The sequence below is a fragment of the Psychrobacter sp. 1Y6 genome (genome assembly GCF_052258385.2).
GTDB lineage: Bacteria > Pseudomonadota > Gammaproteobacteria > Pseudomonadales > Moraxellaceae > Psychrobacter.
In genome coordinates this window covers 55075-80650 of sequence record NZ_JBQQEW020000001.1, presented here as the reverse complement: position 1 = coordinate 80650, position 25576 = coordinate 55075, and the positions used below count along the sequence as shown (strand labels likewise).

General features: G+C 42.0%; 20 protein-coding genes. 4 read left to right on the top strand and 16 right to left on the bottom strand.

Annotation, left to right across the window (positions count from 1 at the left end; translation table 11 throughout):
- From ACTXGF_RS13960 to ACTXGF_RS13950, 3 genes are all read right to left on the bottom strand, one after another.
- A complete protein-coding gene (locus tag ACTXGF_RS13960) occupies nt 1-861 on the bottom strand; it encodes an SPFH domain-containing protein (protein WP_057762202.1) in 861 nt (286 codons plus the stop codon).
- A gap of 16 nt (nt 862-877) precedes the next feature.
- Nucleotides 878-1357, bottom strand: coding sequence for an NfeD family protein (locus ACTXGF_RS13955; protein ID WP_057762204.1), 480 nt, complete (start codon nt 1355-1357; stop codon nt 878-880).
- 230 nt (nt 1358-1587) lie between these two features.
- Entirely contained in the window at nt 1588-2127 is a 540-nt protein-coding gene (locus ACTXGF_RS13950) for a porin family protein (RefSeq protein WP_201547565.1), read from the bottom strand.
- A gap of 300 nt (nt 2128-2427) precedes the next feature.
- On the opposite strand from ACTXGF_RS13950, the gene ACTXGF_RS13945 reads away from it, so the two are divergent.
- Both ACTXGF_RS13945 and ACTXGF_RS13940 read left to right on the top strand, forming a co-directional pair.
- Entirely contained in the window at nt 2428-3660 is a 1233-nt protein-coding gene (locus ACTXGF_RS13945) for an 8-amino-7-oxononanoate synthase (protein ID WP_443533009.1), read from the top strand.
- 71 nt (nt 3661-3731) lie between these two features.
- The gene (locus ACTXGF_RS13940) at nt 3732-4541 is read left to right on the top strand and encodes a methyltransferase domain-containing protein (protein WP_443533011.1); all 810 of its coding nucleotides are present in this window, start codon (nt 3732-3734) and stop codon (nt 4539-4541) included.
- Nucleotides 4542-4785: 244 nt separating this feature from the next.
- Here the strand turns inward: ACTXGF_RS13940 and dnaK are convergent, their stop codons facing one another.
- Together dnaK and grpE are read right to left on the bottom strand one after the other, a co-directional pair.
- Nucleotides 4786-6726 carry a molecular chaperone DnaK gene (gene dnaK, locus ACTXGF_RS13935; RefSeq protein ID WP_057762214.1) on the bottom strand — a complete coding sequence of 647 codons (1941 nt, stop codon included), beginning with the start codon at nt 6724-6726 and terminating at the stop codon, nt 4786-4788.
- A 183-nt stretch (nt 6727-6909) separates the two neighbouring features.
- Nucleotides 6910-7509, bottom strand: a complete 600-nt coding sequence (gene grpE / locus ACTXGF_RS13930; protein ID WP_057762215.1) for a nucleotide exchange factor GrpE — start codon at nt 7507-7509, stop codon at nt 6910-6912.
- 433 nt (nt 7510-7942) lie between these two features.
- Between grpE and ACTXGF_RS13925 the strand changes: the two genes are divergently transcribed.
- Entirely contained in the window at nt 7943-9355 is a 1413-nt protein-coding gene (locus ACTXGF_RS13925) for an alpha/beta hydrolase (protein ID WP_443533014.1), read from the top strand.
- Between the two features lie 36 nt (nt 9356-9391).
- On the opposite strand, the gene ACTXGF_RS13920 is transcribed toward ACTXGF_RS13925, so the two are convergent.
- The 8 genes from ACTXGF_RS13920 to fmt all read right to left on the bottom strand — a co-directional run bounded on the left by ACTXGF_RS13920 (nt 9392) and on the right by fmt (nt 19601).
- Nucleotides 9392-10525, bottom strand: coding sequence for a metallophosphoesterase (locus ACTXGF_RS13920; protein WP_443533015.1), 1134 nt, complete (start codon nt 10523-10525; stop codon nt 9392-9394).
- 86 nt (nt 10526-10611) lie between these two features.
- Nucleotides 10612-11622 (bottom strand): TIGR01777 family oxidoreductase, encoded by a 1011-nt coding sequence (locus ACTXGF_RS13915; protein ID WP_443533017.1) that lies wholly within the window; start codon nt 11620-11622, stop codon nt 10612-10614.
- A gap of 290 nt (nt 11623-11912) precedes the next feature.
- Nucleotides 11913-12542 (bottom strand): L-threonylcarbamoyladenylate synthase, encoded by a 630-nt coding sequence (locus tag ACTXGF_RS13910; protein ID WP_443533019.1) that lies wholly within the window; start codon nt 12540-12542, stop codon nt 11913-11915.
- A gap of 117 nt (nt 12543-12659) precedes the next feature.
- A complete protein-coding gene (gene dprA / locus ACTXGF_RS13905; RefSeq protein WP_443533595.1) occupies nt 12660-13910 on the bottom strand; it encodes a DNA-processing protein DprA in 1251 nt (416 codons plus the stop codon).
- A 75-nt stretch (nt 13911-13985) separates the two neighbouring features.
- Entirely contained in the window at nt 13986-15083 is a 1098-nt protein-coding gene (locus ACTXGF_RS13900) for a LysM peptidoglycan-binding domain-containing protein (protein ID WP_416383470.1), read from the bottom strand.
- A gap of 326 nt (nt 15084-15409) precedes the next feature.
- The gene (thrC, locus tag ACTXGF_RS13895; RefSeq protein WP_443533021.1) at nt 15410-16831 is read right to left on the bottom strand and encodes a threonine synthase; all 1422 of its coding nucleotides are present in this window, start codon (nt 16829-16831) and stop codon (nt 15410-15412) included.
- 46 nt (nt 16832-16877) lie between these two features.
- On the bottom strand, nt 16878-18455 hold the full coding sequence (locus ACTXGF_RS13890) for a transcription antitermination factor NusB (protein WP_443533023.1): 1578 nt from the start codon (nt 18453-18455) through the stop codon (nt 16878-16880).
- Between the two features lie 75 nt (nt 18456-18530).
- Nucleotides 18531-19601 (bottom strand): methionyl-tRNA formyltransferase, encoded by a 1071-nt coding sequence (gene fmt, locus ACTXGF_RS13885; protein ID WP_443533024.1) that lies wholly within the window; start codon nt 19599-19601, stop codon nt 18531-18533.
- A 327-nt stretch (nt 19602-19928) separates the two neighbouring features.
- Between fmt and ACTXGF_RS13880 the strand changes: the two genes are divergently transcribed.
- Complete coding sequence (locus tag ACTXGF_RS13880; RefSeq protein WP_443533026.1) at nt 19929-22694, top strand: response regulator; 2766 nt, start codon at nt 19929-19931, stop codon at nt 22692-22694.
- A 105-nt stretch (nt 22695-22799) separates the two neighbouring features.
- Here ACTXGF_RS13880 and ACTXGF_RS13875 read toward each other — a convergent pair whose 3' ends face one another.
- The 3 genes from ACTXGF_RS13875 to nrdR form a co-directional block, all read right to left on the bottom strand.
- Nucleotides 22800-23474 (bottom strand): riboflavin synthase, encoded by a 675-nt coding sequence (locus ACTXGF_RS13875; protein ID WP_379543430.1) that lies wholly within the window; start codon nt 23472-23474, stop codon nt 22800-22802.
- Nucleotides 23475-23906: 432 nt separating this feature from the next.
- Nucleotides 23907-24962, bottom strand: coding sequence for a bifunctional diaminohydroxyphosphoribosylaminopyrimidine deaminase/5-amino-6-(5-phosphoribosylamino)uracil reductase RibD (gene ribD, locus ACTXGF_RS13870; RefSeq protein ID WP_443533028.1), 1056 nt, complete (start codon nt 24960-24962; stop codon nt 23907-23909).
- 113 nt (nt 24963-25075) lie between these two features.
- Nucleotides 25076-25534 (bottom strand): transcriptional regulator NrdR, encoded by a 459-nt coding sequence (gene nrdR / locus ACTXGF_RS13865; protein WP_057762240.1) that lies wholly within the window; start codon nt 25532-25534, stop codon nt 25076-25078.
- Between the last annotated feature and the right edge of the window lie 42 nt (nt 25535-25576).

Sequence of the window (25576 nt, the reverse complement as noted above, 5' to 3'; positions counted from 1 at the left end):
TTACACTTTTAATTTATCACCCACCATACCTTTTACGGTACTTAAAATATCAGCAGGTAACACCACCATTTTGGAGTTGTCAGATTCAGCCAGCTCTCGTATCGCTTTGATATATTGCTCACCAAGCAAGTATACAATCGGCATCTCTTCTTCACCCATCGCACTAGTAATCAAACGAATCGACTCTTCAGAACCTCTGGCTAGTACCACCTGCGCTTCAGCATCACGGCGTGAAGCCTCCAAGCGACCATCTGCTTCTAAGATAGCAGCTTGCTTTTGACCATCAGCACGGGTCACGGTTGCACGGCGTAAACGCTCTGCCGCTGCTTGCTCTTCCATAGACGCTTGCATGGTCTGCGAAGGATTAATATCTTGAATTTCCACTGTCTTAAGGGTAATACCCCAATCCGCGATATCTTCTGAAATCGCATGTTTGAGCTTGGTTTTGATCTCGTCGCGACTAGACAATGCACTATCAAGATCCATTTCACCAATAATCGAACGTAGCGATGTTTGCACCAGATTACGGATACCGTATTCATAATCTTCAATACCATAGACCGCTTTGTCAGGACGCACGATATTAATATAAGCGACAGCGTTTGCAATGATAACGACGTTGTCACGAGTAATGACTTCTTGTGACGGAATATCAAGTACGATGTCCTTGGTCGTTACTTTATAAGCCACATCATCTACATAAGGGATGATGAGGTTAAGCCCAGGCTCTAGCGTTTGGCTATATTTGCCCAGTCGCTGCACAACCCATTTATAACCTTGCGGTACAATACGTACACCTTTAAACACGGTGAATACCACCAGTGCAATCAATACCACCATGACAATACTAAAGCTTTCCATAACTCATCCCTTATTATTATACCTGCATACTTTTATGCATCGCTGCCTGCGCTTTTGTACTGCTCACAATCAGCTCATTACCAACAATATCAGTCACTACTACCCTATCGCCGATTGCCACTTGCTCCCCTCTCGTACGGCACATCCATTCAGCCGCACCAACGATAGGAACACTAAACCTAACTGTGCCAGCTTTATCTAGCTGCGGTGACACGATAATCATGCCGACTTCACCAACTATGACACTACCGCCTAGCCCAGCTTTGGTACGATCTACTGACAACGGTTTAATAAACTTGAACCAAGCCAGCAAAAACACAGCAGAGAGCACTAACCAGACGATAATCTGAACAGAGACAGAAATAGGTAGCAGCCATGATAGCGCTGCAACGATGATGGCAGCGGCACCAAACCACAGACTGGCAAACGTCGGTACAAACATCTCAACGATTAGTAATAAGAAGCCCAATACTAACCAATGCCAAGGTTCAATCATCCAAAGTATCTCCATCCTTGCCACCATTCCTATCTTTATCATTCCAGTTTTTAATGTAGCACATTTTTAAGGATAACAACGCTTTAACGGTAATGATATATTATTTATTAGGTGCTTATATATTACTAACTTAAAGGCCTCATTATAAATTTTAAGCAAAAAAAAACGACCACTTAAAGTGATCGTTTCTTTATTATAGCTGTTTAGCTAAAAGCTTATTTTCTAAATAATTAGAATTTTAGCTGTGCGCCAACAGTCATAAGGTCTGCATCGCTACCTAGCATGTCATATTCAGCTTCAACGCTGAAGTCAGAGTTTACTGCGTAACCAAGACCTACACCACCAGCGATGTTAGTATCGTCGTCTGAGAAATCAGAAGCGCCAGCAAAGTTAGTATTGTTAGCTTCTACTTCAGTTTTTGCAACACCTAGCTTACCTTTTGCGTATAAGCCACTATTTGGGAATGCATAACGGTAAGTACCATAAGCGCCGTATGTCTTAGCATCGATGTCGCCGCCTCTATAGTCAGCATCATCTGAACCTACGTATTCCGCTTCGATACCGAAGTTAGGATCAAAGTTATAACCAGCAGTTACACCGTATGCAGTTGGGTCATCAGCGCCATCAACATCTAGATCGAACTGACCAACTTTAGCAGCAACATATGGCTGACCTGTATAGCCGTTGCCATAGTTAACAGCAGCTTGTGCACCTACAGAAAGTAAAGAACCAGTTGCTAGTGCAAGTATTGTTTTTTGTAGAGTTTTCATTATTAGCTCCTTGAAAGAAATTTGGACAAACAAGTTATTTATATTGGCCTTGTGGCCCTATCGCCTTGTCTGCTAACGATGAATACATAGTAACAAACTATTTCAGACACTCTGTCAGTGTTTAATGGTATGAGAGTTAAGAATTGAAAGCGTTTATCAGTGTGTGGGTTACAAAGGCTTAGATATGAAACCTTTTGTTACATCCACCTAGTTTATGCAATAATCTGTACTCATTTCACAGTTTTCTTGCTAGACAAATCAGCCAAACATGGCTGATACAACAATAATTAGAGAGAAAAAATGCAAAATTCTATCACTGAGCGTTTGCAAAGCACACTTGCAGACTTGAAAGCAAAGCAGCAGTATCGTCAATTACCAAACCTAAAGCATGACGGGCGACATGTGATTAGCGATGGTAAGGCTTTACTTAATATTGCGAGTAATGATTATTTGGGTTTAGGCGGTGACACTGAGCTGCAAGCTGAATTTCTAGCTCAAGTGGGACAGCTATCTACTACGCACACTCCTAAAATGAGTGCCACTTCCTCACGCCTACTGACAGGCAACGATATACAGTTAGAAGCTCTAGAAGAAGAACTGCAAAACTGGTATCACAGTGCCATAGAGAAACAGAGTTTAACCAATTCAAAGTCGGTGCTGGTGTTGAACAGTGGCTATCACGCCAACCTAGGTATCTTGCCAGCATTGACAGCTATGCCAGTCAAGACACTCATTTTGGCTGACAAACTAGTACATGCCAGCATTATCGATGGGATGCGCTTGAGCCAAAGTAAACTTGTCACCTATCGTCGTTACCGTCATAACGATTACGAACATTTGGCCAAGTTTATTGAACAAGCAGACGAGACGGTTGAACGCATCATTATTGTCACCGAGAGTATATTTAGTATGGATGGTGACCGTGCTGACTTGCCTCAACTAGTACAATTAAAATCCAAAGATGCTCGTATTGAGCTGTATGTCGATGAAGCACATGCTGTTGGAGTGCTTGGCGATACAGGTCTAGGATTGGCGGAAGAAACGCATACCTTGGCGGATATTGACTACTTGGTGGGTACCTTTGGTAAAGCATTTGCTTCAGTTGGTGCTTATATAATGTGTGATGAGGTCGTCAAACAATGGCTGATCAATGCCATGCGCCCACTGATTTTTAGTACCGCACTCCCTCCGATAAACCATGCATGGACAAGATTTATCTTAGCAAAAATGCCGACCTTAACTGACCAACGTGCGCATCTAGCACAGCTATCTACCACGCTTAGTCAAGCCATTGACCCACGGCACCGTGTATCGCCAACTGTAGAAGATATAGATTATCAGTCTCCTATCGTTCCTTATATATTAGGCGATAATGCGAGTACCCTTGCCAAAGCACAACAGTTACAAGCCGCTGGATTTTACGCGCTGCCTATCAGGCCACCTACTGTGCCTGCAAACACTGCTCGCATTCGTTTAGTTATGAATGCCAAACTGACTAACGAAGACTGCGAGCGACTAATACAGCAGTTGTAACCTTATCGTTTGACACAAACTTTATTTCTACTATTGATAGATAACTGGCGCACTTGGATATAATGAAGCCTATGACAACATTCGACACAGCTGACGACCTCAGTGTTAGAAAACAAACCATCGCTCGCCACTTTGCCAATGCAAGCGACTATGACCAACATGCCAGTATTCAGCAGCAGGTCTGTCAGCACTTAATCGCCAATATTGCTCAAACCAAACAAAGCAGTGTATTAGAAGTCGGTGCAGGTACAGGTCAAATGACACGACTGCTCGCTGAGCATATACAGAGCGAGCACTGGGTCATTAATGAGTTATGTACTGAGCAGACTGCTACATTGCAATCAATATTGCCAACTGCTGAAATCATTATTGGTGATGCTGAAACGATAAATTTAGCAGAAAATCATAGCTTGATAGTTAGTGCCAATGCCGTGCAATGGTTTGATAATCCGTTGAGTTTCGTCACGCAATCAGCGCAGCGTCTACAATATGGAGGACAACTGGTCTTTAGTACTTTTACGCCAAATAACTTTTTGCAAATCAAAACTCTCACGGGCCAAGGACTTTACTATCCAGATATTGATGAATGGCAATTGGCATTAGATAGTGCTGGCTTTAAGAGTATCGAACTCTCAATTCAACGCTTTGAGTTACCATTTTCTACCCCCTACGCTATCTTAAAGCATATGAAACTCACCGGCGTATCGACTAATCAAACTCAGGTTAAATCAGACGATACTCAAACCTTTATATGGACAAAATCCCGTCTACAGCAATTTGAGTCAGACTATTGGCAGCAATTCTCAGAAAAGAATGACATAGGACAGCTCGTGGTTAATTTAACCTATGAAGTGTTCATAGTAAGCGCGTTTAAACCATAAGTATGCATTTTATTAAGAAAAATAATAGCTAGCAGGAATGATGGCAAGTAGGCACGACAATAGTTAAAAATGGCAGCCATAAAAAAACGCACCCCGAAGGATGCGTTTTTTAATTTAACTACTTATCGATTTGCATCGACTATACCATTTTCAAAAACTTGAGTAGCAAGAAAAACGAGCGTAAGTACTACATTGAATAGACTAAGCGAGTTTGACGCAGCTAATCGCGTTTTTGGATTTGGTATTATTTTTTGTCTTCGTCTACTTCAGTGAACTCAGCATCAACAACGTCGTCATCAGCTTTGTTGCTACCAGCATCGTCAGCACCTTGTTGGAATTGGCTTGGATCCATACCTTCTGCACCAGCGCCGCTATCAGCGTAGATTTTTTGGCTAATTGGCAAGAATGCATTGTCTAATGCTTCAAGCTTGGCTTTGATTTCGTCATGATCATCTTCTTTCGCTGCGGCTTCAAGCTCAGTGATAGCAGATTCTACTGTTGATTTTTCTTCATCAGTGACTTTATCTTCTGCTTCTTTTAGCGCTTTTTGTACGGCATGAATACGACCATCTGCTTCGTTACGAACTTGCGCTAAATTAGCGAACTTCTCATCTTCAGCAGCATTGGCTTCTGCGTCGCGAACCATTTGTTCGACTTCTTCGTCCGACAAACCAGAATCCGCTTTGATTTGGATACTTTGTGCTTTACCAGTACCTTTATCGGTTGCAGAGATGTTCATGATACCATCAGCATTGATGTCAAAAGACACTTCGATTTGCGGTAGGCCACGTGGTGCTGGTGGAATATCCGTCAAGTCAAAACGACCAAGCATTTTGTTTTGGTTAGCGATTTTACGCTCACCTTGATATACCTGAATCGTTACAGCTGGCTGATTGTCTTCAGCCGTTGAGAATACCTGTGATTTCTTAGTAGGAATCATGGTGTTTTTCTCGATAACTGGCGTCATAACACCGCCCATCGTTTCGATACCTAGGGTCAATGGCGTTACATCAAGTAGCAATACGTCAGTTTTGTCACCAGACAATACGGCACCTTGAATCGCTGCACCAGCTGCAACTGCTTCATCAGGGTTCACGTCTTTACGTGGTTCTTGACCGAAGAAATCTTGTACTTTTTGTTGTACTAGTGGCATACGAGTCTGACCACCGACCAAGATTACATCGTTGATGTCGCCAATTTTTAGGCCAGCATCTTCAAGTGCAGTCTTACAAGGACCCATTGTACGTTGTACTAATTCTTCAGTTAGGCTCTCTAGTTTAGAGCGGCTGATAGTTACAACCAAATGCTTAGGACCGCTGCTATCAGCAGTGATGTATGGCAAGTTTACTTCAGTGCTTTGTGCACTTGATAGCTCAATCTTCGCTTTTTCAGCTGCTTCTTTTAGACGCTGCATCGCAAGAGAGTCACCTTTTAGGTTCACGTCTTGCTCTTTTTTGAATTCAGCCACTAAGAAGTCAATCAATGCTGAGTCAAAGTCTTCACCACCTAGGAAAGTATCACCATTGGTCGCTAGTACTTCGAACTGTTGTTCGCCGTCTACGTCTGCGATTTCGATGATTGAGATATCGAAAGTACCACCGCCCAAGTCATATACAGCAACAGTGCTATCGCCCTGCTTCTTGTCCATACCATAAGCAAGTGCAGCAGCGGTTGGCTCATTGATGATACGTTTTACATCAAGACCAGCGATTTTGCCCGCATCTTTAGTTGCTTGACGCTGTGAGTCATTGAAGTAAGCAGGTACAGTTACAACTGCTTCAGTCACGCTTTCACCAAGATAGTCTTCTGCTGTTTTTTTCATTTTTTTCAAGATTTCAGCAGAAACCTGTGGTGGCGCAAGCTTTTTACCGTTGATTTCTACCCACGCATCGCCGTTGTCTGCTTTAGCGATTTTGTAAGGAACCATGCCGATATCTTTTTGCACGACTTTGTCATCAAAACGACGACCGATCAAACGCTTAATCGCAAACAAAGTGTTGCTTGGATTAGTTACTGCTTGACGCTTAGCTGACTGACCAACAAGCGTTTCGTCATCTTTATAGGCGACGATCGATGGTGTTGTACGCGTACCTTCAGCATTTTCGATGACTTTAACTTTGTCACCTTCCATTACTGCTACACACGAGTTAGTAGTACCTAAATCAATACCAATTACTTTACCCATAATCAATTGCTCCTAATTTGTTTTTAACTATAAATACTTATTTATCCAGACCGTAGTCGGTCACTTGTTGCTATATATCGGTTTACCCGTCGTATTTTTCAAGGCAATAATCACGCAAAAACTATGTTTCATGTCATTTTTTGTGAAAAGCCTTCATATTAGTAGGGTTTAGCCCTAAAAATATTACTGACCAACACGAACCATGGCCGGACGCAATAGACGACCGTTTAGGCTATAGCCTTTTTGTAAGACCGTACCAACTGTATCTGCCGCTGCTTCTGGGTCAATACCCACTGCTTCATGGAAGTCAGCGTTGAATTTTTCGCCTTGTGGATCGACCACTTCTACGCCGTTTTTGGTCAATACTGCAACCAATGCTTTGTGCGTTAATTGCACACCCTCAGCGACTGGATCATTGGCATCGGCATTTTCGATAGCGCGCTCTAAGTTGTCAACGATGTCTAACAATTCTTTAGCAAATTTCTGTAGTGCAAATTTTTTGCTCTTATCCGCTTCTTGCTCCATGCGTTTTTGCGCATTATAAGCTTCAGCATTAGCACGTGCAGTACCTTCTTTGGCTTGTTTTACTTCGCCTTCTAGCTCAGCAATACGCGCTTTGAAAGTATCAAGGTTGATTTCGTTTTCGATAGTCGTTTCTTCACCTGAATTATTCTGTGGATCAAACTCTTTCATGGTTTCTTCTAAGATACTGTCATTGTGATCAATATTCTCATGTGCCACATTTTGGTCAAGATTTTCGTGGTTCGGGTTTTGCTCGCTCATGATAGCTCCTTGGAATTTCAATAATGAAGATTAAGAGACGGCACAGTAGACCGAATAATTACTGGTCCTACTATGCCATTATTAAATGCTCGATGTTTCTGAATCATTGTTTTTTTAATACGCTTCAATAGCTGCTTGATAAAGGTGATAAGGACAAATTTCAAGCCTAGAGCAAAGGAATTTTTACCATTTATGACAAATATTCGTGAAGTGTCATTAATACGATGCGTCAAACATTTTTGTTCCATGTCAATAAATCTCAATATTTACTCACAAAAAGAACAAAAAACCGCTATTTATTCCCATTGCTTTACGCTTATTAATCAAGCTATTACCAAACGATACGCTATTACTCTGCTGTCTATTTTATCATTGCTATAAATATTATCGCCCACACTCAAATGCACGCTAAAAATCATTTATGAGAGCTGTTATGTCTAATTCAAAAAATTTATCTATCAATACTTTGCTTAATAAAGCATTGATGACATTGCACTTAGCGTCAAAAGAAAATCCAGTGTCAAAAGAATCATCAAATCAAGATGCGAAAGCGTATGACTCATTAGAAAAACGTTTGAGCGTTAAAGAGAAAATACTCGCTTATAACCCTGTGGCAAACTATCAGCCGCATACATTGCATTACGCAATGAAAAGTCTCGGCTACTTACCAGACCCTATTTTAGAAGGGGTGATTGGTTACCTAAAAGGTCCTAATTCAAAACAATATTTGCATGCAAACGCTCATCTGCGTCTCATCCTTGCAGTAAATAGTTACCTTAAAACACCGTTAGAACTAACCCCGATGCCGGAATTGCGTGAGAGATTTACTGCTGATGCAGTAGCCATGCAATCACCTAGAGTATGGCAGCAAGCCAGTACTACTATGCTAAGCAATATAAAGCCCTTCACTAAAAAAAATGATTCACCTGTTAGTTGGAAAGATGAAACGATTGCCAATGCTGATGATGGCGACATGACTGTCCGTTGCTATAAAGCAGGCGGCAAAAAATCTGGTTTTAGAAGAAAACGTATCCATAATCCTGATGAAACAGTCATGCTGTTTTTTCATGGTGGCGGGTTCTGCATTGGTGATGTCGATACACATCATGAGTTCTGTCATGCGGTATGTGAGCAGACTGGCTGGTCTGTGGTTAGTGTCGATTATCGCTTAGCGCCTGAATGTCCTGCTCCAGCAGCATTAAAAGACTGTATTACTGCGTACGATTGGTTGGTTGAACACTGTCAAACATTGGGCGCATTACCCTCTCGTATCGTCTTGGCTGGTGATAGCGCAGGCGGTGGTCTATCAACTTTAATTGCGCAGCAGCTGACCGCACCAAGCAAAAGTGCATGGGCAGACCTAGGGATAGAGGGACAGAAAATGTTTAATCTATTAGAAAAACTACCCGAACCTCTAGCGCAGATGCCTTTGTATCCAGTTACTGATATTGAAACAGACTATCCAAGTTGGGAGCTATATGGTGAGGGTCTACTATTAGATCATGCTGATGTAGCAGTATTTGATGCTGCTTGTTTGGAAAATAGCCCACTGCCTCGCTTGCATATACTGAATTCACCTATGCTGGGTGATAATAGTAAAGTTTGCCCAACTTATATTGTAGCTTCTGAGCTCGACGTATTACGTGATGAGGCGTTTGCTTATGCAAAGCAGCTGAAAGGTTACGGCGTTGCTGTAGAGACCTATACTGTGCTTGGTGCACCGCATGGCTTTATTCACTTTATGAGTGTTCATCAAGGTCTTGGACAAGAGACAAACAATATTATTCATGGCTTTAGCAGCTTTGTACGTGAGATCATCAGTACACAATCCCAATTAGCGGCATAGACCATTTGCCACCTAATTAATGATTTGTATAACTGATTAATTGGTATTGCCAGATAACGTAATTAACCAAATTTCTGAGCGCGATCCCAATCGAAAGGGAATGCCCCAAAAACCATAACCAGAGGACACGACGAAGTGTCCTTTACCAATCTGCTCATAGCCATAACCTACTCGATTAATAGCATTTACGATGAAATTAGCGGGGAATACTTGACCGTTGTGAGTATGTCCCGAGACTTGTAAGTCTATAGGTAATTGACTGTGATTGTCTATATCACTCGGTCTATGATCTAGCAATATCACTGGCTGCGACGTATCTACTTGCGCAAGCAGGTCGGTAGTCGCTACACGTTGACGTTTGTGATTATCAAAACGTCCAACTAACCATACTGGTTGACCCTCGTGCTCGATACAGAGCACCTCATCGTTCAACAGTTGTATACCTGCATTTTGCAGCGCTTCGCTAATAGGTCGCTCATGACCATACAAATCATGATTACCCAATGTCGCATAGACACCACGTGGCAGACTACGGCACAATTCTGCTAAGTTTCGCTCCATATGATATTCATTAAAGGCATCTGTATTATCATCCATAATATCCCCTGGCATCAGCAGCATATCTGCACCAGAGCGAATCATAAGTTGTTGCAACCTATCTATGGCTTTTACACCAAATAATCGCCCTATGTGCAAGTCACTAGCGACTGCAATGCGTAGCGGCTTGGTTAAAGGTTTATCTATCTTAATAGACAGCTTGCGTATAACAGGGGCATAGGCACTATATAACGAATAAATAAATAGTCCGATAAATAGGAATAGTGCTAGTACTCTTAGCCCTATAGCCATCTCATTCGATTGGTGCAACGTACTGCCGGATAAAGCAACTACCAGCAGATACCCTCCGTAGAGTAGACTCACTGCCAACGCCGTCAGTATCATAAAGTGCATGATTAACATCCACCCACTAATCCAACGATAACTGTTAGCAAATGCTCTTTTTACGCTCAATACTAATAGGCCATTAGTAATAATAAATACACTGGCCCATATCATTATCTGTAATGTTGGCGTTATCCAAGGCTGGAGCCACCACTGTATGCTCAATATTGTACCTAAGCCAAACAACTGTAATAGCAAAAAGATGGTAAAGAAGAATGCGTAACGCATGGACTGCCCTCAGACATGGATATAGTTAGATAAGCAATTATCAGAAGATATTTTGTGATGTTTCACATGAAACAACTGCTATATAACTATTTTTGGTTTTCTAATGCTTGCTGGAGTGTCGAGTGTTTGAACGAATAACCTGCATCCGATAGCGCTTGTGGAAGCACCTTTTGACCATCGATAAGTAAGGTCGACATTTCACCAAACATTAGCTTGAGCAAAAACTCTGGTAAAGTAAAAAACGTGGGGCGATGTAGCCATGAGCCAAGTGCTTTGGTAAAAGTGTGATTGGTCACAGGATTCGGAGCAGTAAGGTTATATACGACTGCATTTGTATCATTTGCGGTACCGCTTGCAGTCTTTATAGTGCTGTCACTAATAGGTGTATTATCTTGGGCTAAGCTTTCAATGTGATTAACGTCTGATTCTTTAGTAAGTTTAAGTTGCTGCTCGATAATAAAGATGACCGCACTAACCCAATCTTCACGGCTAATCCAGCTCATGATTTGTTGTCCATCACCCAACTGTCCACCGACACCAAATTTGAATGGTAGCAACAGTTTAGCCACCATTCCGCCCTCAGGATGAATAACCACACCTGTTCTGACGATAGCCACAGGAACATCGTGTTCGGTCGCTTTAAGCGCTAATTGCTCCCATTCATCACATAGTGTATGAGCAAAATCTGTCTCATAATCGCTGTTTTCAGTCAGTGGCTTATCGCCTTGCGTACCATACCAACCGATTGCTGATCCGCTCACCAGTAACTTAGGCTTTGTGCTAGCACGTGCGATAAAACCCAGTATCGACTGAGTAGGTTTGATACGGCTCGCCATTAACTGTTCTTTGCGCTCATCGCTCCAACGAGAGTCGGCAATCCCCGCACCTGCTAAATTCAGTATGACATCAAAGCTCATATCAGACATCGCAAGCTCGTCATAAGTCATCATATTGATATCATCGGGATGTGGTTGACCGCTATTACGAGTTAGCCAAGTAATCGTTACGTCTTTATTTTGCGCGCGAGACCGTGCTATTAGCTCTCGACTAAAAGCACTTCCCAAAAACCCTGAACCGCCACTGATCAAAATATTCATACCCTACTCCCTATATGCTTCAAATATCGCCACTATGACTTATCGTTAAGTTGCTTATTGTTGAAGTACTTATCGTTCAATAAAAACCAGACCGTTATAACCATCGTCTGCTTTTTTGCAGTTTTTATCAAAACGACTTTTACATGCTTTTGGTAAAGGAAGGTGAGCAAATAGGCAAGCTAGCAAATGGTTAATCTATGAATGCTGAAGTAAATAAGGTACAGCGACACCCATCACTTTGCATTGCAAGCAATCGCATCTGAGAAGTTTAAGAGTTTTTATAGAGAGCGCTATCGAACGACGAAACCTGTCTTTGCGTCACGAATTTGGCTAGGTAAGGTATAACCCAATGTATCGCCCTGCAAGTAACCAATTTGCTCATCAAAATAAGCATAGGCGGCTTCAAAAGTGCTAGCAGGTATTTGACCTGATGGGTTGCAGCTTGTAGAAACCAATAGACCAAATGGATTCTGCTCACCGACCATCTGCTGGCAAAGCTGGCGAACTGTAGGGTGCGAGATGACGCGAACAGCAATAGTCTGATGCTGACCGGTAATCCAAGTAGGTATAGTGCTCGCAAGCGGCTGAGGAATCGGTAATAACCAAGTATGTGCTTGACGATTGTGCTGTTCATCTCTGCTATCGTCTGTCTGCCAGCTATCAATAACTTGCTGGCGCTGAACATCATCTAAAGAGGCTAGCAAAGGTGCTAAGCGAGAGACACTATCAGTGACGACTATCATGCCTTTGGCTTGTGGACGTTGTTTGATATCCAAAATACGCTGAACAGCTGCTTGGTCATAAGGGTCGCAACCAATACCCCAAACGCTTTCTGTAGGATACGCGAGCAGTTGTCCGTCTTTTAGCCACTTAGCAGCTTGGATGGCAGAATTAGTAATAAGAGGTGTAGGTTCGCTCATGACTTAAATGGTTCATAGAAGTAAATTCTAATAATACCACAAGAAAGATATTGTCTAGGAGAGTCTATAATTAAGTGCTATCTATGCCAGTGTCCAATAAGGAATATTTACGTTACTTTAAACGCGCAAATATCGTCCACCTTGTTCGCTGATAAGACCCATTAACTCAAGCTCCATTAGCTGTCCAATCAACTGCGGCGGTGCAAGCTTGGTTGCACTAATAAGCGCATCTAAATCTTGCCCATGCCAGTCAAGCTGCTCATAGATTGCAGCTAAATGCTCAGGCACAACGACTGTGCTACGCGCAGGCTTTATCTCAGAGGATGGTTGCTGGCTAGTAGATTTGATTGATTTTTTCTCTATCTCAAACGCATCGGAAGTCTGAGTGATATTCGAGTGATTACTATTGAAATTAGTAGCGTTCGCTGTTCTATAAGCGCCCTTATTGTAATCAAGCTGACCATTGACGTCCTCTAGTACTTGCTGAGGATGATAAACCAAGGTCGCACCTTCACGTATTAAATGATGGCAACCCTCTGCATTACTGTTATCAATATGACTAGGAATAGCAAAGACCTGTTTACCTTGCTCAGACGTGAGACGTGCTGTGATAAGAGAGCCGCTCTTGATTGTCGCTTCCGTCACGATGGTCGCAAGACTCAGCCCAGCCACCAAACGATTGCGACGCGGAAAAGTATGTTTATGCGGCTGAGTGTGTGGTAATAGCTCACTGATGATGCAGCCACCTTGCTCAACAATTTGAGTAAATAATTGATCCCGATGATTAGGATAGTTCACATCGATCCCCGTACCCATTACACCAACCGTCCGTCCCTGATAGTCAGGGTCTGCCTGCGCTAATGCACCTAAATGTGCGCGTTTATCTACACCCATAGCCAGACCGCTAGTAACGATATAACCTGCTTGCGCTAAGTACTGCGCCATATCAAACGTGATTTTTTGCGCATGCGCGGTGGGTTTGCGGCTACCTACTATAGCGATTTGTGCTTGATGCAGGCGTGCGCTATTCCCACGATAAAATAATAATGGCGGCGGGTCGTAGATTTGTGAGAGTTGGGCAGGATAATCGGCGTCATCAGCGAATAGTAAACCATAATGCCCATCTATCAATGCTTGCTGAATCTTATCGATATTGTCGAGTGTTTGCTCTGGCTGTTCATGACGTTTGAGATGGGTATGATGAATACCTAGCTGCTTCCATGCCTCTACTTTGGCTTGCCAAGCAAGCTGCGGATAACCAAAAGAAGTGATCAATTTGTGATAAGCAGATAAAGACGCATTCACCTCGTACCACAGCGCTAAGATAGCGCGCTGATCGTCGGATAAAGAAGAGGTGACTGCCGTCATTGTCATCTGTCTCGTATAGGCAAGCTTAGATTAGTATTTAGTTTAATATATTGCTTAATAAAACCTTATAGCTATTTATAAATAAGGAGGTGGTAATAACTGATCGCCAATATTAAGTGGCAGCTCAGAATCAAGTACATAAGCATAGCTGATGTGGTCAAAGGTATTAAAAACCATCACCATACCGCTAGGCTCGTTTGGTAGACGGACTGGTGTGTCATTGTCCTTAGTATCACGTACCAAAGGCCCTTTTTGATAAACCGTCAGCACATCACCTGGCTTAGCACCTTGCAAGCTACCCAAGTTAATGGCGACCACACTACCCTTCGCAGCCGAGCTGATAGAGTCCATGACACGCACGATCATACCGCCGCGACTGACACTTGCAGGCGTTGGATAAAAAACAGGAGGAATAGCGTTGTCTAACTCTACAAAGACGCGATCCCCTTCACGCACTTCTTTGCCATAGCTATCGATAAGCTGCAAGCTAGTCACACCATTACTTTCTGTAGAAGTAACGAGACCCGTCGCTACCTGCGTAACTTCTAAGCCTATCACTTCTTGCGTTTTAGGATCTACATATAGCTCACCCTCACGGTAGACGCCGTAACGCTGGCCTACGATAAGCGGTACGCCTTTAGCATAAACTTTATCACCGCGCGCAGTAATTAAGTTACGGTTTTTAGAAGCTAAAATATAAGGCGTGGTATTAAAGTCTTGGGGATTTACGATAAGCGTTTTATCAAGCCAATGCTGAATAGCTGACCACGGAATAGGAGGAATACTATTGGCCGTCGAGGTAATCGCGACCGTGCTCGTACTTACATTTCCAGTAAGCTGCTTTTCAACGCCGGCACAACCTTCACCAGTATCAACGCCAATCAGCGTTTTACCTTGAATCACACAAAGGATAAGAACGTCATTGGGGTAGATAAGGTTTGGATTTTTGATTTGCTTATTGGTTGCCCAAATTTCTTTCCAGCGCCATGGGCTATCTAGATAGCGACCTGAGATGTCCCATAAAGTATCGCCTTTTTTGACGATATAACGATTGGGCGCATCAGCTTTGATAGTTGGCGGCGGATTGTTAGCTTGAGCCGTGCTCATCAACATGGCACTACTAAACGTCGTAATTAACAGTGCTTTTGCTATCTTTTTTAAGCTCATCTTCATCGTTATATCCACAATATATACCACTGTGTTCGACACAAAGAGCTGTACTTAACTTATCACTGCAAAAAACCTCTAAAATTAATAAAAGTTTAATTATGTCAGCAACTTATCAGTAAAATTCTCATGTCGATTATAGGGTAACTGTTCAGTGTAATTGGCTAGAATAATTCCTAAAAAAGCGCCTAGCACGATGATGACTTGCTGACGCTGTTTCTAATATTACAATTATATCTACCATAACACAATCATAAACACTTTATTACAATGGTGTAACTTTTACACGGATACTTTTCTTACTTAAAGATAAGACTAAAGACCGTAATTACCTAAGCAGGATTCGGTGCGACATGTTGGCGGATTTGTTCAGCAACCAGTTCAGCCTTGTTTTCCAGTACCACTACGTGCTGCGGTAAATCTTCTAAACCTTCAGTATGCGCTGGACGAGCGATATCTATGTGACCGATAGCCTCAACGATAGTATCTGCAAATTTAACGGGTAATGCCGTCTCTGCACAAACGATAATTTCGCCATCCAGCTGTAGCTCTTTAGCGACTTTAATGCCGTCTGCAGTATGTGGATCAACCAATTCACTATGCTGTTCATAGAGCGCTTTGATAGTCTGCAAGCGATCGTTGTGAGTAGATTTACCAGCAGCAAAACCATAGCGCGTATTAACTGATTCCATCAACTCAGATAAGTCAAAGCCTCGACCTGATTTTACGCCGTCAAATAACTCATGAACGCGCGCACTGTCTTTTTCTAATAGTAAATAAACAAAACGCTCAAAGTTAGAGGCTTTTGAAATATCCATCGATGGACTAGAGGTAACATAAGTTTTTTCGGTCGGTCGCGGCTGATAAGCGCCTTGATTAAAGAAGTCATTCAACACGTCGTTTTCATTGGTTGCGACAATCAAACGGTCAATTGGCAGTCCCATTTCGCGAGCGATGTGACCAGCACAAATATTACCGAAGTTACCTGATGGTACGCTAAAGCTGACTTTTTCATCGTTGCTCGTCGTGACCGCAAAGTAAGCTTTAAAATAGTAAACAATCTGCGCTAGGATACGACCCCAGTTGATAGAGTTTACCGTGCCTAGGTTATAAGCGGCTTTAAACTCAGCATCTTGCTGTAGCGCTTTAACGATGTCCTGACAATCATCAAACATACCATCAATAGCGATATTATGAATATTAGCATCGGTCAAACTATACATCTGCGCACGCTGAAATTCACTCATTTTGCCATGTGGAGATAGCATAAAGACTTCGATATTTTCTTTGCCGCGCAATGCATACTCTGCTGCACTACCGGTGTCACCACTGGTCGCACCAATGATCGTAATACGTGCGTCTTTTTTCTTAAGCACATATTCAAAGGCATTGCCCAAAAACTGCATGGCAACATCTTTAAATGCCAATGTCGGACCGTTTGATAATCCTAGAATATATAAATTGTCTTCGAGCTTGCGGACAGGAACAATCTCGTCAGAGCCAAACACATCAGCAGTGTAAGTACGCTCAATGATATCTTGCAAATCAGCCACAGGAATATCTGTCGCAAAACGCTGCATAATCGCCATCGCAAGCTGTGGATAGCTGAGCGTACGCCATTCATCAAGCGTTGCGCTACCGATGCTTGGATAATGCTCAGGCAACATCAAACCACCGTCTGGGGCAAGACCCATCAAAAGCACATCACTAAAATCCATTGGTGCTATCTGACCACGGGTACTGATATATTTCATTAGATTGTCCTGTCTACAATAATGTTATTCAATAGTTAAAAACGGTTTATTCAGCAGTTTTTTGTAGCAACGCATAATAAAAACCATCGCCGCTTGCGCTATCAATTGGCAAGCACTGACGACCGATTGCTTGTTCGATACCCCAGTTGCAATCTTCGGTAAACTCAATCACTACTGCATCATTATGATGAGTGATAAAGTCCTGCATTTGCTCGACGTTTTCTTGTTTTAAGATGGAACATGTCACGTACAGCAAATAACCACCAGCTTTGAGTTGTGGCCATAAGTTATGCAAGATATCTGCTTGCAACAGTGCCGTTTGCTCGATATCTTCTTCAGTACGTAAGATACTGATATCTGGATGACGACGTATCACGCCAGTCGCAGTACAAGGAGAATCTAATAATATCGCATCAAATACCGGCTCATTGGTCGCCGCTTTTTTATTTTTGCCATGCTGCCATCTGGTCGCATCTGCACAGACGATATTCAGTGCGATGCTGTTATTTGCTTGCTGCAAATCATGCTGACTTAGGTTTAAACGCTGTAAATTCTCACGAATACGCTCTATACGGGGTGCTTCATTATCAATAGCTGTTACCTTGATATCAGTAATCGCAGGTGACGTTTCAGATGACATCTCATTATTGTCTTGTTTCACGTGAAACAACGATGATTCGTCGTTAGCGCTTATGAGCTCTAACCAATGAGCAAGCTTGCCACCAGGTGCCGCACAAGCATCTAGAATATGTATCTTATTATTCGTATCAGATTTTTCATTACTAAGCTTAGCCATCAACGCTTGATTAATAATCGGTGCAGCGAGCTGGGCATGCATATCTTGAACGCTAGCCGTTCCTAAAGCGAAATCAGGCAAAGCGTTAACGGCAGTGCTTTGATGTAGTCTAAGACCTTTGGTTGATAGCGTGGTAGAAGTGGCAGACTCTGATGAGTTTGCTACCTTAAATCCAGTCGTTAGCTCAACAATATCTGCATCAATTTCTGCGCCATCCAATGCATGCTGATAGTCCTCTACCGACGCAACCGCAGAGTTCACTCGTAAAAACATCGGGGCTGGTTGGCGCAAACCTTGTGTCAGCTCATCATACTGTTCGCTCCAATCTTGCTTAAGCTGGTAAGCAAGCCAATTCGGTAGACTATGCTTTTTATCGCATTTCTTACGAAATTTGCTTGGATTCTTGGCGACTTTACGCAAAATAGCATTTACTAAACCAGTCGAATGAGCGAACTCAATTTCTTTGGCAGCTTCAACGGTTTCATGAATTGCAGCATGGTCAGCCACTTCTAAGTAAAGCAACTGTACTAAGCCGACTTGAATAGTGGTACGCACTTCAACTTCGTCGATAGGATTGTCTGCTAAGCTATCGAGCAAACGTGCCAGCGCATGCCACTGGCGCAATGTCGTGAGCAGTAGCGCATGAGCAAAACCTTTGTCACCATCGTGAAGACTGTTTAGCAATGGATCAAGAACGCTTGAGAGCGACTGACCATTTTGAATAGCCAATAAGGTACGAATCACACGCACGCGTACGCTGCCATTCATAATAAGATTGCTTGATGGTTTGAGCTTATTGTTTCTAGGCACAGTACTGTTTTGTCTCATTAAATTTCATTTCCTTGACGTATCATCGATAGCGTCTTGTGCAGATAGAATTAACTATCATTAAGTTAGGTTCAGTTATTTTGATTCTGTCGTAAATTGATCGCCGTCATTTAACTGGTTACCGTGGCAAACTTGTTCGGCAGTCATTGGCTTACCACCCGCAAACTGCAAGTGAGTAATGGCTAAAGTGGTGGCTGATGATTCAGCGTTACTCTCTTTACCACAAGCGACTAAGATCGCTTTTCGTCCGACACTGATAACCGTTCCAGCAGGCTCATTGGTTTGCTGCGATGTATTTACAGGTAAGCTAGCCAACACTTTGACGCGCTGCCCTGCTAGGAAAGTATAAGCACCTGGCCATGGTGTCAGCCCACGAATTTGGCGTTCAATAGCGGCAGCAGGCTGCGACCAATCAACTTCGCCTTCGGTTTTGACCAGTTTTTCAGCGTAGTTAGCTTGACTATCATTTTGAGCAATAGCTTGAGCTTGATAAGCAGCTAAGTCTTTTAGCACCGTACTAATGGCTGTCGCACCAAGCGCTGCCATCTTATCATGTAGGCTAGCAGCGGTATCATCAGAGGCAATACTTTCGCTAACTTTATAAAGCATGTCACCTGTATCAAGACCTTTGTCCATCTGCATAATGGTAATTCCTGTCTCATCGTCTCCGGCCAAGAGTGCACGATGGATAGGTGCAGCACCGCGCCAGCGTGGTAACAGTGAAGCGTGAATATTCAAGCAACCATGAGTAGGCGTCTCTAATACACCGATAGGTAAAATCAATCCATAAGCGGCGACAATCATCACATCTGGCTGATAGGTGCGCAGAGTCTGCCTAGCAGCTAGCCCTTCTATACTAGACTTTTTAAAAGTGACTGGCTGCTCTACAGCGATATCATTTGCCAATGCAACTTCTTTTACCGCAGAGGCTGACAGTTTTTGACCACGACCTGCTTTACGATCAGGCTGCGTGTAAACAGCGACTATTTCTATATTCAGCGCTTCTTGCTGCTTAATTAACGATTCAAGGCTGATAGCAGCGAATTCAGGTGTACCCGCAAATACTACCCTTAATCGGTTAGTAGTTGGGTTATCATGGTCAGTAAGCGAGTTAGATGTATCAAAGGTAGGAGCAGTTGTAGTCATAATCATGCATTATATAAGGTTTATTTGTTCATTATAGGTGAGTTTACGGCGCAGTGCCATGATTGTAACGACCTCACTTCATGATAACCAATGACATTATTTGCCTTTATAATATCAAGGACATCGAACGTTCTATTTATAGTTTTTACAAAACAATTTGGTGTTAATAGCTACTCTCTGTAAACAGTAAGCCGTTATTCTGCTATAAATAGAAGGTAACACTAGAAATGTTAGACAATTCAACTGTCGTATAATTCATCTACTGTATGTAGAAACTTCGTTTTTATTTCACTATATTCTTTCGTGTCGAGATAGGGCCACGCTTTCATGCAACAGTTTCAGTCCTTACAGCGCTTATTGATTTTTTATGCCTTGTCTCTCACGGTTATGTTACTGCTGTACTATGTCACAATGTTTGATGGGATGAAAAAACATAGTGAGCAACATAGCATAGATACTTTTTATGCCCTACAGCACAGTATCATTGAGCATGCAGTGCCTGTAGATAGTGAAATAAAAAAAATCTTAGAACAGCCTACTTTTGAGCATCTTAGTTATCAGCTGATTTTAATGACGCCTTCTGGGCAGACCTATATTCATCATAATACTCGTCCCAATGAATCTGCTTTTTCTACCGTTGCTTTCCCTACCATCGGCACTACCACTTTTAGCAGTAATGATCATAGCGCTTATACCGTCAATAGCAATGAACTAACAGGAATCATTACTCTAAAAAGCGGACATCAGATTTATATCGTATTACGCCACGAACCTTTTGTTGTTGACTGGATATCTTACCGTTACTGGCTCCCTTTGATGGTCGCCATCGTACTATTTTTCATGGCACTGCTCTATATGCTCAATCGTCGTACTAACTGGGAGCAGTTACTGGTTTATACGGATAATTTGAGTAGCCGCGCAAAAGAATCTTATACACCGCCGCCGTTTCTACAAAAGAAATCTACTACCGAGTTCATGCTGTTAGGTCATGCGCTAAGTCGCGTTAGCTACCAACTACATAATGACTATCGGCGTATAAAAACATTGACTCATCGGTTAGAACGTTTGGTTGATCAGGCACCCTTACCAATGTTGATGAGTATACGACATGGTCAAATTAGTTTCTATAATCAGCGCTTTGAGCAAGTATTTACCCCTCCTACCCAGAGGGAACAGAGCTATGAGCTGACTGATTTCGTTGAAGGGAAAGATGAGGCCACTCAAATACTGTTAAAAACCATCTCAAGTTTGCGCGTTACTCGCACACTGATAGTTTATGGCTTGGAGAACAAACAAGCCTACCAACTACACGTAACACCATGGTTCGGTGAACATGGGCAAGTTCACGGTTTTACTGTGATTTTTAATAATGTTGATGAAATTTTCCATCAATCTGAACAACTACAGCTGCACAACCAACAACTGCAATTACAAATTGATGAATCAAACGAATCCCAAGCATCTATAGGTCGTAAGTTAAGGTTACCACTAGAGAAGATAATTGATTCGTTGGAACCCATCGACCCTTCAACATTGACGGCTCAAGGCAAAAAAACTCTAAATACATTGATTGCAACCAGTCAAAGCATGTTGACTGTGCTCAATGAGACGCTAGCAACAGAGGAAGTTGAAGTCAGAAAAACACGTCTAAGTATCGAAACGGTTGATATTTATAAGGTCAGCAAAGAGGTTAGCAATTTAGTCACACAAGAAATAAGACAACAAGGGTTAGAATTGATTTATTTCTTTGCGCCAGACTGTCCTCGTTACATCGAAACTGATTACATTCGACTGCACCATATCCTATTAAACCTGTTGAAAAACGCTATTAGTTTTACAACATCAGGCTATGTCGCGCTCACTGTTGATCGTGTATCTAAAGATGAAGTAACGCGAATAAGTAATCAGCATTTAACTCCTAACAATGACATGACAATGCCTGCGCAGACATCTTATTGGATTCGGTTTAGCGTAAAAGACACTGGAGCAACTATTACTCCTGAGAGACAAAATCAATTAGTCAATATCTTGAATCAAAACAGTGAGCAAACCAATCATAACTTAGTCGAAGACAGTAATATTGGCTTGAGTGATGCCAATAGCTTTGCTCAGTTACTGGGCGGTTTTATCGAACTAAGTAATACGGTGGATAAAGAGACGATATTTAGCCTCTACCTTCCTTATCCTCATGCCACTTATCAATCGGTATATCATCGTTGTTCGCAGCTGCCCCATATCCACCTTATCGCTATCATAAATCAGCCCCTAGTTGCTGAACATTTACAACGTTTGTGCGAGTACTTAACGATATCCATGACTATCTACAGCACTTTAGATAGAGCCACTGTACAGCAGCTAAAGAACAAATTAAAACAGGATGAGCAAACCGTCATCCCTGTCTTGTTATTAGATTATGAATACAGCGAATCCATCACCTTAACAGCTCATGCGAGCAACAAGTATAGCGAGCAACAAGAAGCGTTAAACGACCTAGTCGCTACGCCTTCACTACCGAAGATATTACTTAGCATGAAGCTTGAAAGGCATATCCCTTCTACTTTACTAGGCCAATATGATGGATTTTTGACCAAACCCTTAGACGCAAGTTTATTACTTTCTGAACTGCTACGTTTAACCTTGTCTGCAAGGAAAACACTAAACATACTGGTCAAACATCAATATGACAGCAGTCTATCTTTTGTAGAAGATATACCTAAGAAAGAAATCTTGTCTCCACTGATTTTGGTCGTAGAAGACAGTCTTACTAACCAAAAGATAGCCTGTAAGATGTTAAGTAAACTTGGTTATCGTAGTATCGTTGCAGAAGATGGACAGCAAGCACTCGAGAAACTCAAAAGCCAACGTGAAGAGATTTCTTTGATTTTGATGGACTGCCGAATGCCCATTATGGATGGCTTACAAGCCACACAAGTGATTCGTTCACAAGGTGATAAAATACCGATTGTGGCGCTAACTGCAAATAATACAGAAGAAGATCGCGAGGCTTGTATGCAAGTAGGTATGGACGAGTTTTTATCCAAACCCATTAGCAAAAAAGACTTAGAATCTGTTTTGCAGAGTTTTATACAATAAATCTCTAGTTCAAATAAAAAACACCCTATCGATATCACTTAATCAAAATAATATCGATAGGGTCAAAAACTTGGTGCGAGGATGATATTTCGGTAAGCTTAGTTGTTATTTCATAAACCCATTATCGGCCAAAAATACTTCTGTGATTTGGCTTTGCTGGCTTGATGCGTTCATACCGCCAGATTGAGATTTATTTAATAGACGCTCTAGATAACGGGCAACGATATCTACTTCAATATTAACTTTATTACCTACTAACCAATGCTTAGCAATATTCGTCACTTGAGCAGTATGCGGAATGATATTTAGAGAGACAATATTGTCACGTACTAAATTGGTCGTTAGGCTAATACCATCTACTGTGATAGAGCCTTTGGTCGCTGTATAGTGCGCTAGCTCTTGCGGTATCTCAATCTCTATATAAATAGAACGAGCATCTTGTTGTAATTTGCTAACGACCCCTACTCCATCTACATGGCCAGCGACGATATGACCACCAAAACGAGTCGTCGGTAGCATGGCTTTTTCTAGATTGACTGTATGACCTGCTTTTAACCCCTCTAATGCTGTTCTAGCAATAGTTTCACGTGAGACATCAACAGAGTAGTAATTACTTCCGAGCTCCACCACGGTTAAACAAATACCATTTGATGCAATAGAATCGCCTAGCTTCACGTCACTGAAATCTAAGTCATCAGACTCTACTGTCAAACGTATGTCACCGCCTGTAGCCTGCATAGATTTAACTTTTCCAACGCTTTCTATAATTCCAGTAAACATATTATCCTCATCTCATTACAGTATTGCCGTTATAGGCGATATGTTTTAGTTTATCAAATCATCTATCAATTCTTTATCACAACTTGTTCAAATAACTGACAGTGAAACATCGTTAGACTTGACCTTTAATAGGATAGATTGTGGATAAGTAAGGATAAATCAATAGAGGTATAGCTAGAAGTCGCTATACATACATAGTTATCCACAATAAATGAAAATTTCACATGAAACCTATTTATTTATAAATAAAATGTTAAAGTATTGATTTATATAGATATTTATTAAAATAATCGAAATAGAAACATCTTTTGTGTTTCATGTGAAACAAAGTTATACACAGTTCCATGTGAAACACGTAAATCAACAATTGATTTATCCATATTCTAAGCTTATTTTTATGATTTGTGGAAAACCTACTTATACGAAGAATATTTATAAAGGTAATAAGGTTAATTTGAGATCTGAGCCAAGCTGTTGATGACTTTCTATATCAAATCGTAACTGCTGAGCAAGGAACATAGGATTGAAATCAACCATTGGACGAGCTTGATCACCAAGTAAGCAAGGTGCTTGATATACGATTAGCTCATCTACCAACCGTTGACTCAAAAAGCTACCTGCAACACTAGCACCTGCTTCTACTAGCACGTCATAGCATTGATGCTTACTGACTAACTTTGCTAACAACGCTGGTAAATCATCTTTATGCCAATAGATAGTATCTGGATGCCGGCACAGCTGATGATCAGACTGTAGGCTGTGCTTTAAACGCTGACGCCTATCAAGTATGACTATTTTGGGATTAGGTATGTTTTCAGGTGGCACTCCCAACTGTTCTGAGCGCACATTGAGCTGCGGGTTATCAGTTATTACAGTTTCACTACCTGTAATAATCGCACCACTTTCTGCTCGTAATTTTTGTACATCCTCGCGAGCAGCAGTTGAGGTAATCCACTTTGATTCACCAGATGCCATCGCTGTACGGCCGTCTAGACTGGTCGCTATTTTTAATCGTACATAGGGCATCTGAGTGCGCATAGCTTTTAGAAAACCACGGTTTAGTGCCTCTGCCTGCTCTGTTAGGACACCGACTGTCACTTCTATGCCAGCTTGCTCTAATAGTTTCACACCGCGACCTGCGACCTGCGGATTAGGATCTAGACCTGCAATCACAACGCGCTTTACCTTAGCGGCAACAAGCGCCAACGCACATGGCGGTGTACGTCCCGTATGACTACATGGCTCTAATGTAACGTAAGCAGTTGCATCTGCTGCCTGTGTACCAGCTTCTTTCAGCGCGAATACTTCTGCATGTGGCTCACCAGCTTTAGGGTGAAACCCTTGACCAACAATCTGCTCTGCCTGAACAATAACGCAGCCCACTGCAGGATTGGGTCTAGTAGTATACAAACCGCGCTTCGCTTGTTCGATAGCAATCATCATAAAGTAGCGATCTTGTGCATCTTGAGCATGGCTTTGAATAGACATAAGGCTAGGCTTAATAAATGATTAAAAGTTCTATATAAGAAAATAAGCGTTAAAAGCTGATTGGTAATTAGAAATCACTTATCAGCTAGGGTTTACTTAAAAGCTTGCTCCGCTTATTTTTCATTTGGACGAATATTGGCAATTTCTTGATGGAATGCATCGATATCTTGAAAATCACGATACACACTAGCGAAGCGTACATAGGCGACATCATCCAAAGTTTTGAGCTCACTCATGATGATTTCACCCAAGACTTTACTACTGATTTCTCGCTCACCCATCTGCCTAACACGCTTCTCAATACGACTAATCATCGCCTCTTGTTCATCGATAGTGATAGGACGCTTTTGTAAAGGTAGTAAAATAGAACGGCGCAGCTTTTCATTGTCGTAAGGTTCAATCTTGTTACTAGACTTGATAATCCTTGGCATGACAACTTCTACCATCTCAAAAGTCGTGAAACGTTCTTGGCAGCTGTTACACGAACGGCGTCGACGCACTTGTGCCCCTTCCGCAGCAAGACGTGAGTCAATAACCTTGGTCTCTGACGCATTACAGTACGGACAGTGCATAGCATTTCCTTATTTTACGATTGAGAATAAGAGCAGTGTTTT

What these genes read in the sequence shown, in the direction of transcription:
- ACTXGF_RS13960 (WP_057762202.1), bottom strand. Translation starts at nt 861, where the DNA reads ATGGAAAGCTTTAGTATTGTCATGGTGGTATTGATTGCACTGGTGGTA.
- ACTXGF_RS13955 (WP_057762204.1), bottom strand. Translation starts at nt 1,357, where the DNA reads ATGATTGAACCTTGGCATTGGTTAGTATTGGGCTTCTTATTACTAATC.
- ACTXGF_RS13950 (WP_201547565.1), bottom strand. Translation starts at nt 2,127, where the DNA reads ATGAAAACTCTACAAAAAACAATACTTGCACTAGCAACTGGTTCTTTA.
- ACTXGF_RS13945 (WP_443533009.1), top strand. Translation starts at nt 2,428, where the DNA reads ATGCAAAATTCTATCACTGAGCGTTTGCAAAGCACACTTGCAGACTTG.
- ACTXGF_RS13940 (WP_443533011.1), top strand. Translation starts at nt 3,732, where the DNA reads ATGACAACATTCGACACAGCTGACGACCTCAGTGTTAGAAAACAAACC.
- dnaK (WP_057762214.1), bottom strand. Translation starts at nt 6,726, where the DNA reads ATGGGTAAAGTAATTGGTATTGATTTAGGTACTACTAACTCGTGTGTA.
- grpE (WP_057762215.1), bottom strand. Translation starts at nt 7,509, where the DNA reads ATGAGCGAGCAAAACCCGAACCACGAAAATCTTGACCAAAATGTGGCA.
- ACTXGF_RS13925 (WP_443533014.1), top strand. Translation starts at nt 7,943, where the DNA reads ATGTCTAATTCAAAAAATTTATCTATCAATACTTTGCTTAATAAAGCA.
- ACTXGF_RS13920 (WP_443533015.1), bottom strand. Translation starts at nt 10,525, where the DNA reads ATGCGTTACGCATTCTTCTTTACCATCTTTTTGCTATTACAGTTGTTT.
- ACTXGF_RS13915 (WP_443533017.1), bottom strand. Translation starts at nt 11,622, where the DNA reads ATGAATATTTTGATCAGTGGCGGTTCAGGGTTTTTGGGAAGTGCTTTT.
- ACTXGF_RS13910 (WP_443533019.1), bottom strand. Translation starts at nt 12,542, where the DNA reads ATGAGCGAACCTACACCTCTTATTACTAATTCTGCCATCCAAGCTGCT.
- dprA (WP_443533595.1), bottom strand. Translation starts at nt 13,910, where the DNA reads ATGACGGCAGTCACCTCTTCTTTATCCGACGATCAGCGCGCTATCTTA.
- ACTXGF_RS13900 (WP_416383470.1), bottom strand. Translation starts at nt 15,083, where the DNA reads ATGAAGATGAGCTTAAAAAAGATAGCAAAAGCACTGTTAATTACGACG.
- thrC (WP_443533021.1), bottom strand. Translation starts at nt 16,831, where the DNA reads ATGAAATATATCAGTACCCGTGGTCAGATAGCACCAATGGATTTTAGT.
- ACTXGF_RS13890 (WP_443533023.1), bottom strand. Translation starts at nt 18,455, where the DNA reads ATGAGACAAAACAGTACTGTGCCTAGAAACAATAAGCTCAAACCATCA.
- fmt (WP_443533024.1), bottom strand. Translation starts at nt 19,601, where the DNA reads ATGACTACAACTGCTCCTACCTTTGATACATCTAACTCGCTTACTGAC.
- ACTXGF_RS13880 (WP_443533026.1), top strand. Translation starts at nt 19,929, where the DNA reads ATGCAACAGTTTCAGTCCTTACAGCGCTTATTGATTTTTTATGCCTTG.
- ACTXGF_RS13875 (WP_379543430.1), bottom strand. Translation starts at nt 23,474, where the DNA reads ATGTTTACTGGAATTATAGAAAGCGTTGGAAAAGTTAAATCTATGCAG.
- ribD (WP_443533028.1), bottom strand. Translation starts at nt 24,962, where the DNA reads ATGTCTATTCAAAGCCATGCTCAAGATGCACAAGATCGCTACTTTATG.
- nrdR (WP_057762240.1), bottom strand. Translation starts at nt 25,534, where the DNA reads ATGCACTGTCCGTACTGTAATGCGTCAGAGACCAAGGTTATTGACTCA.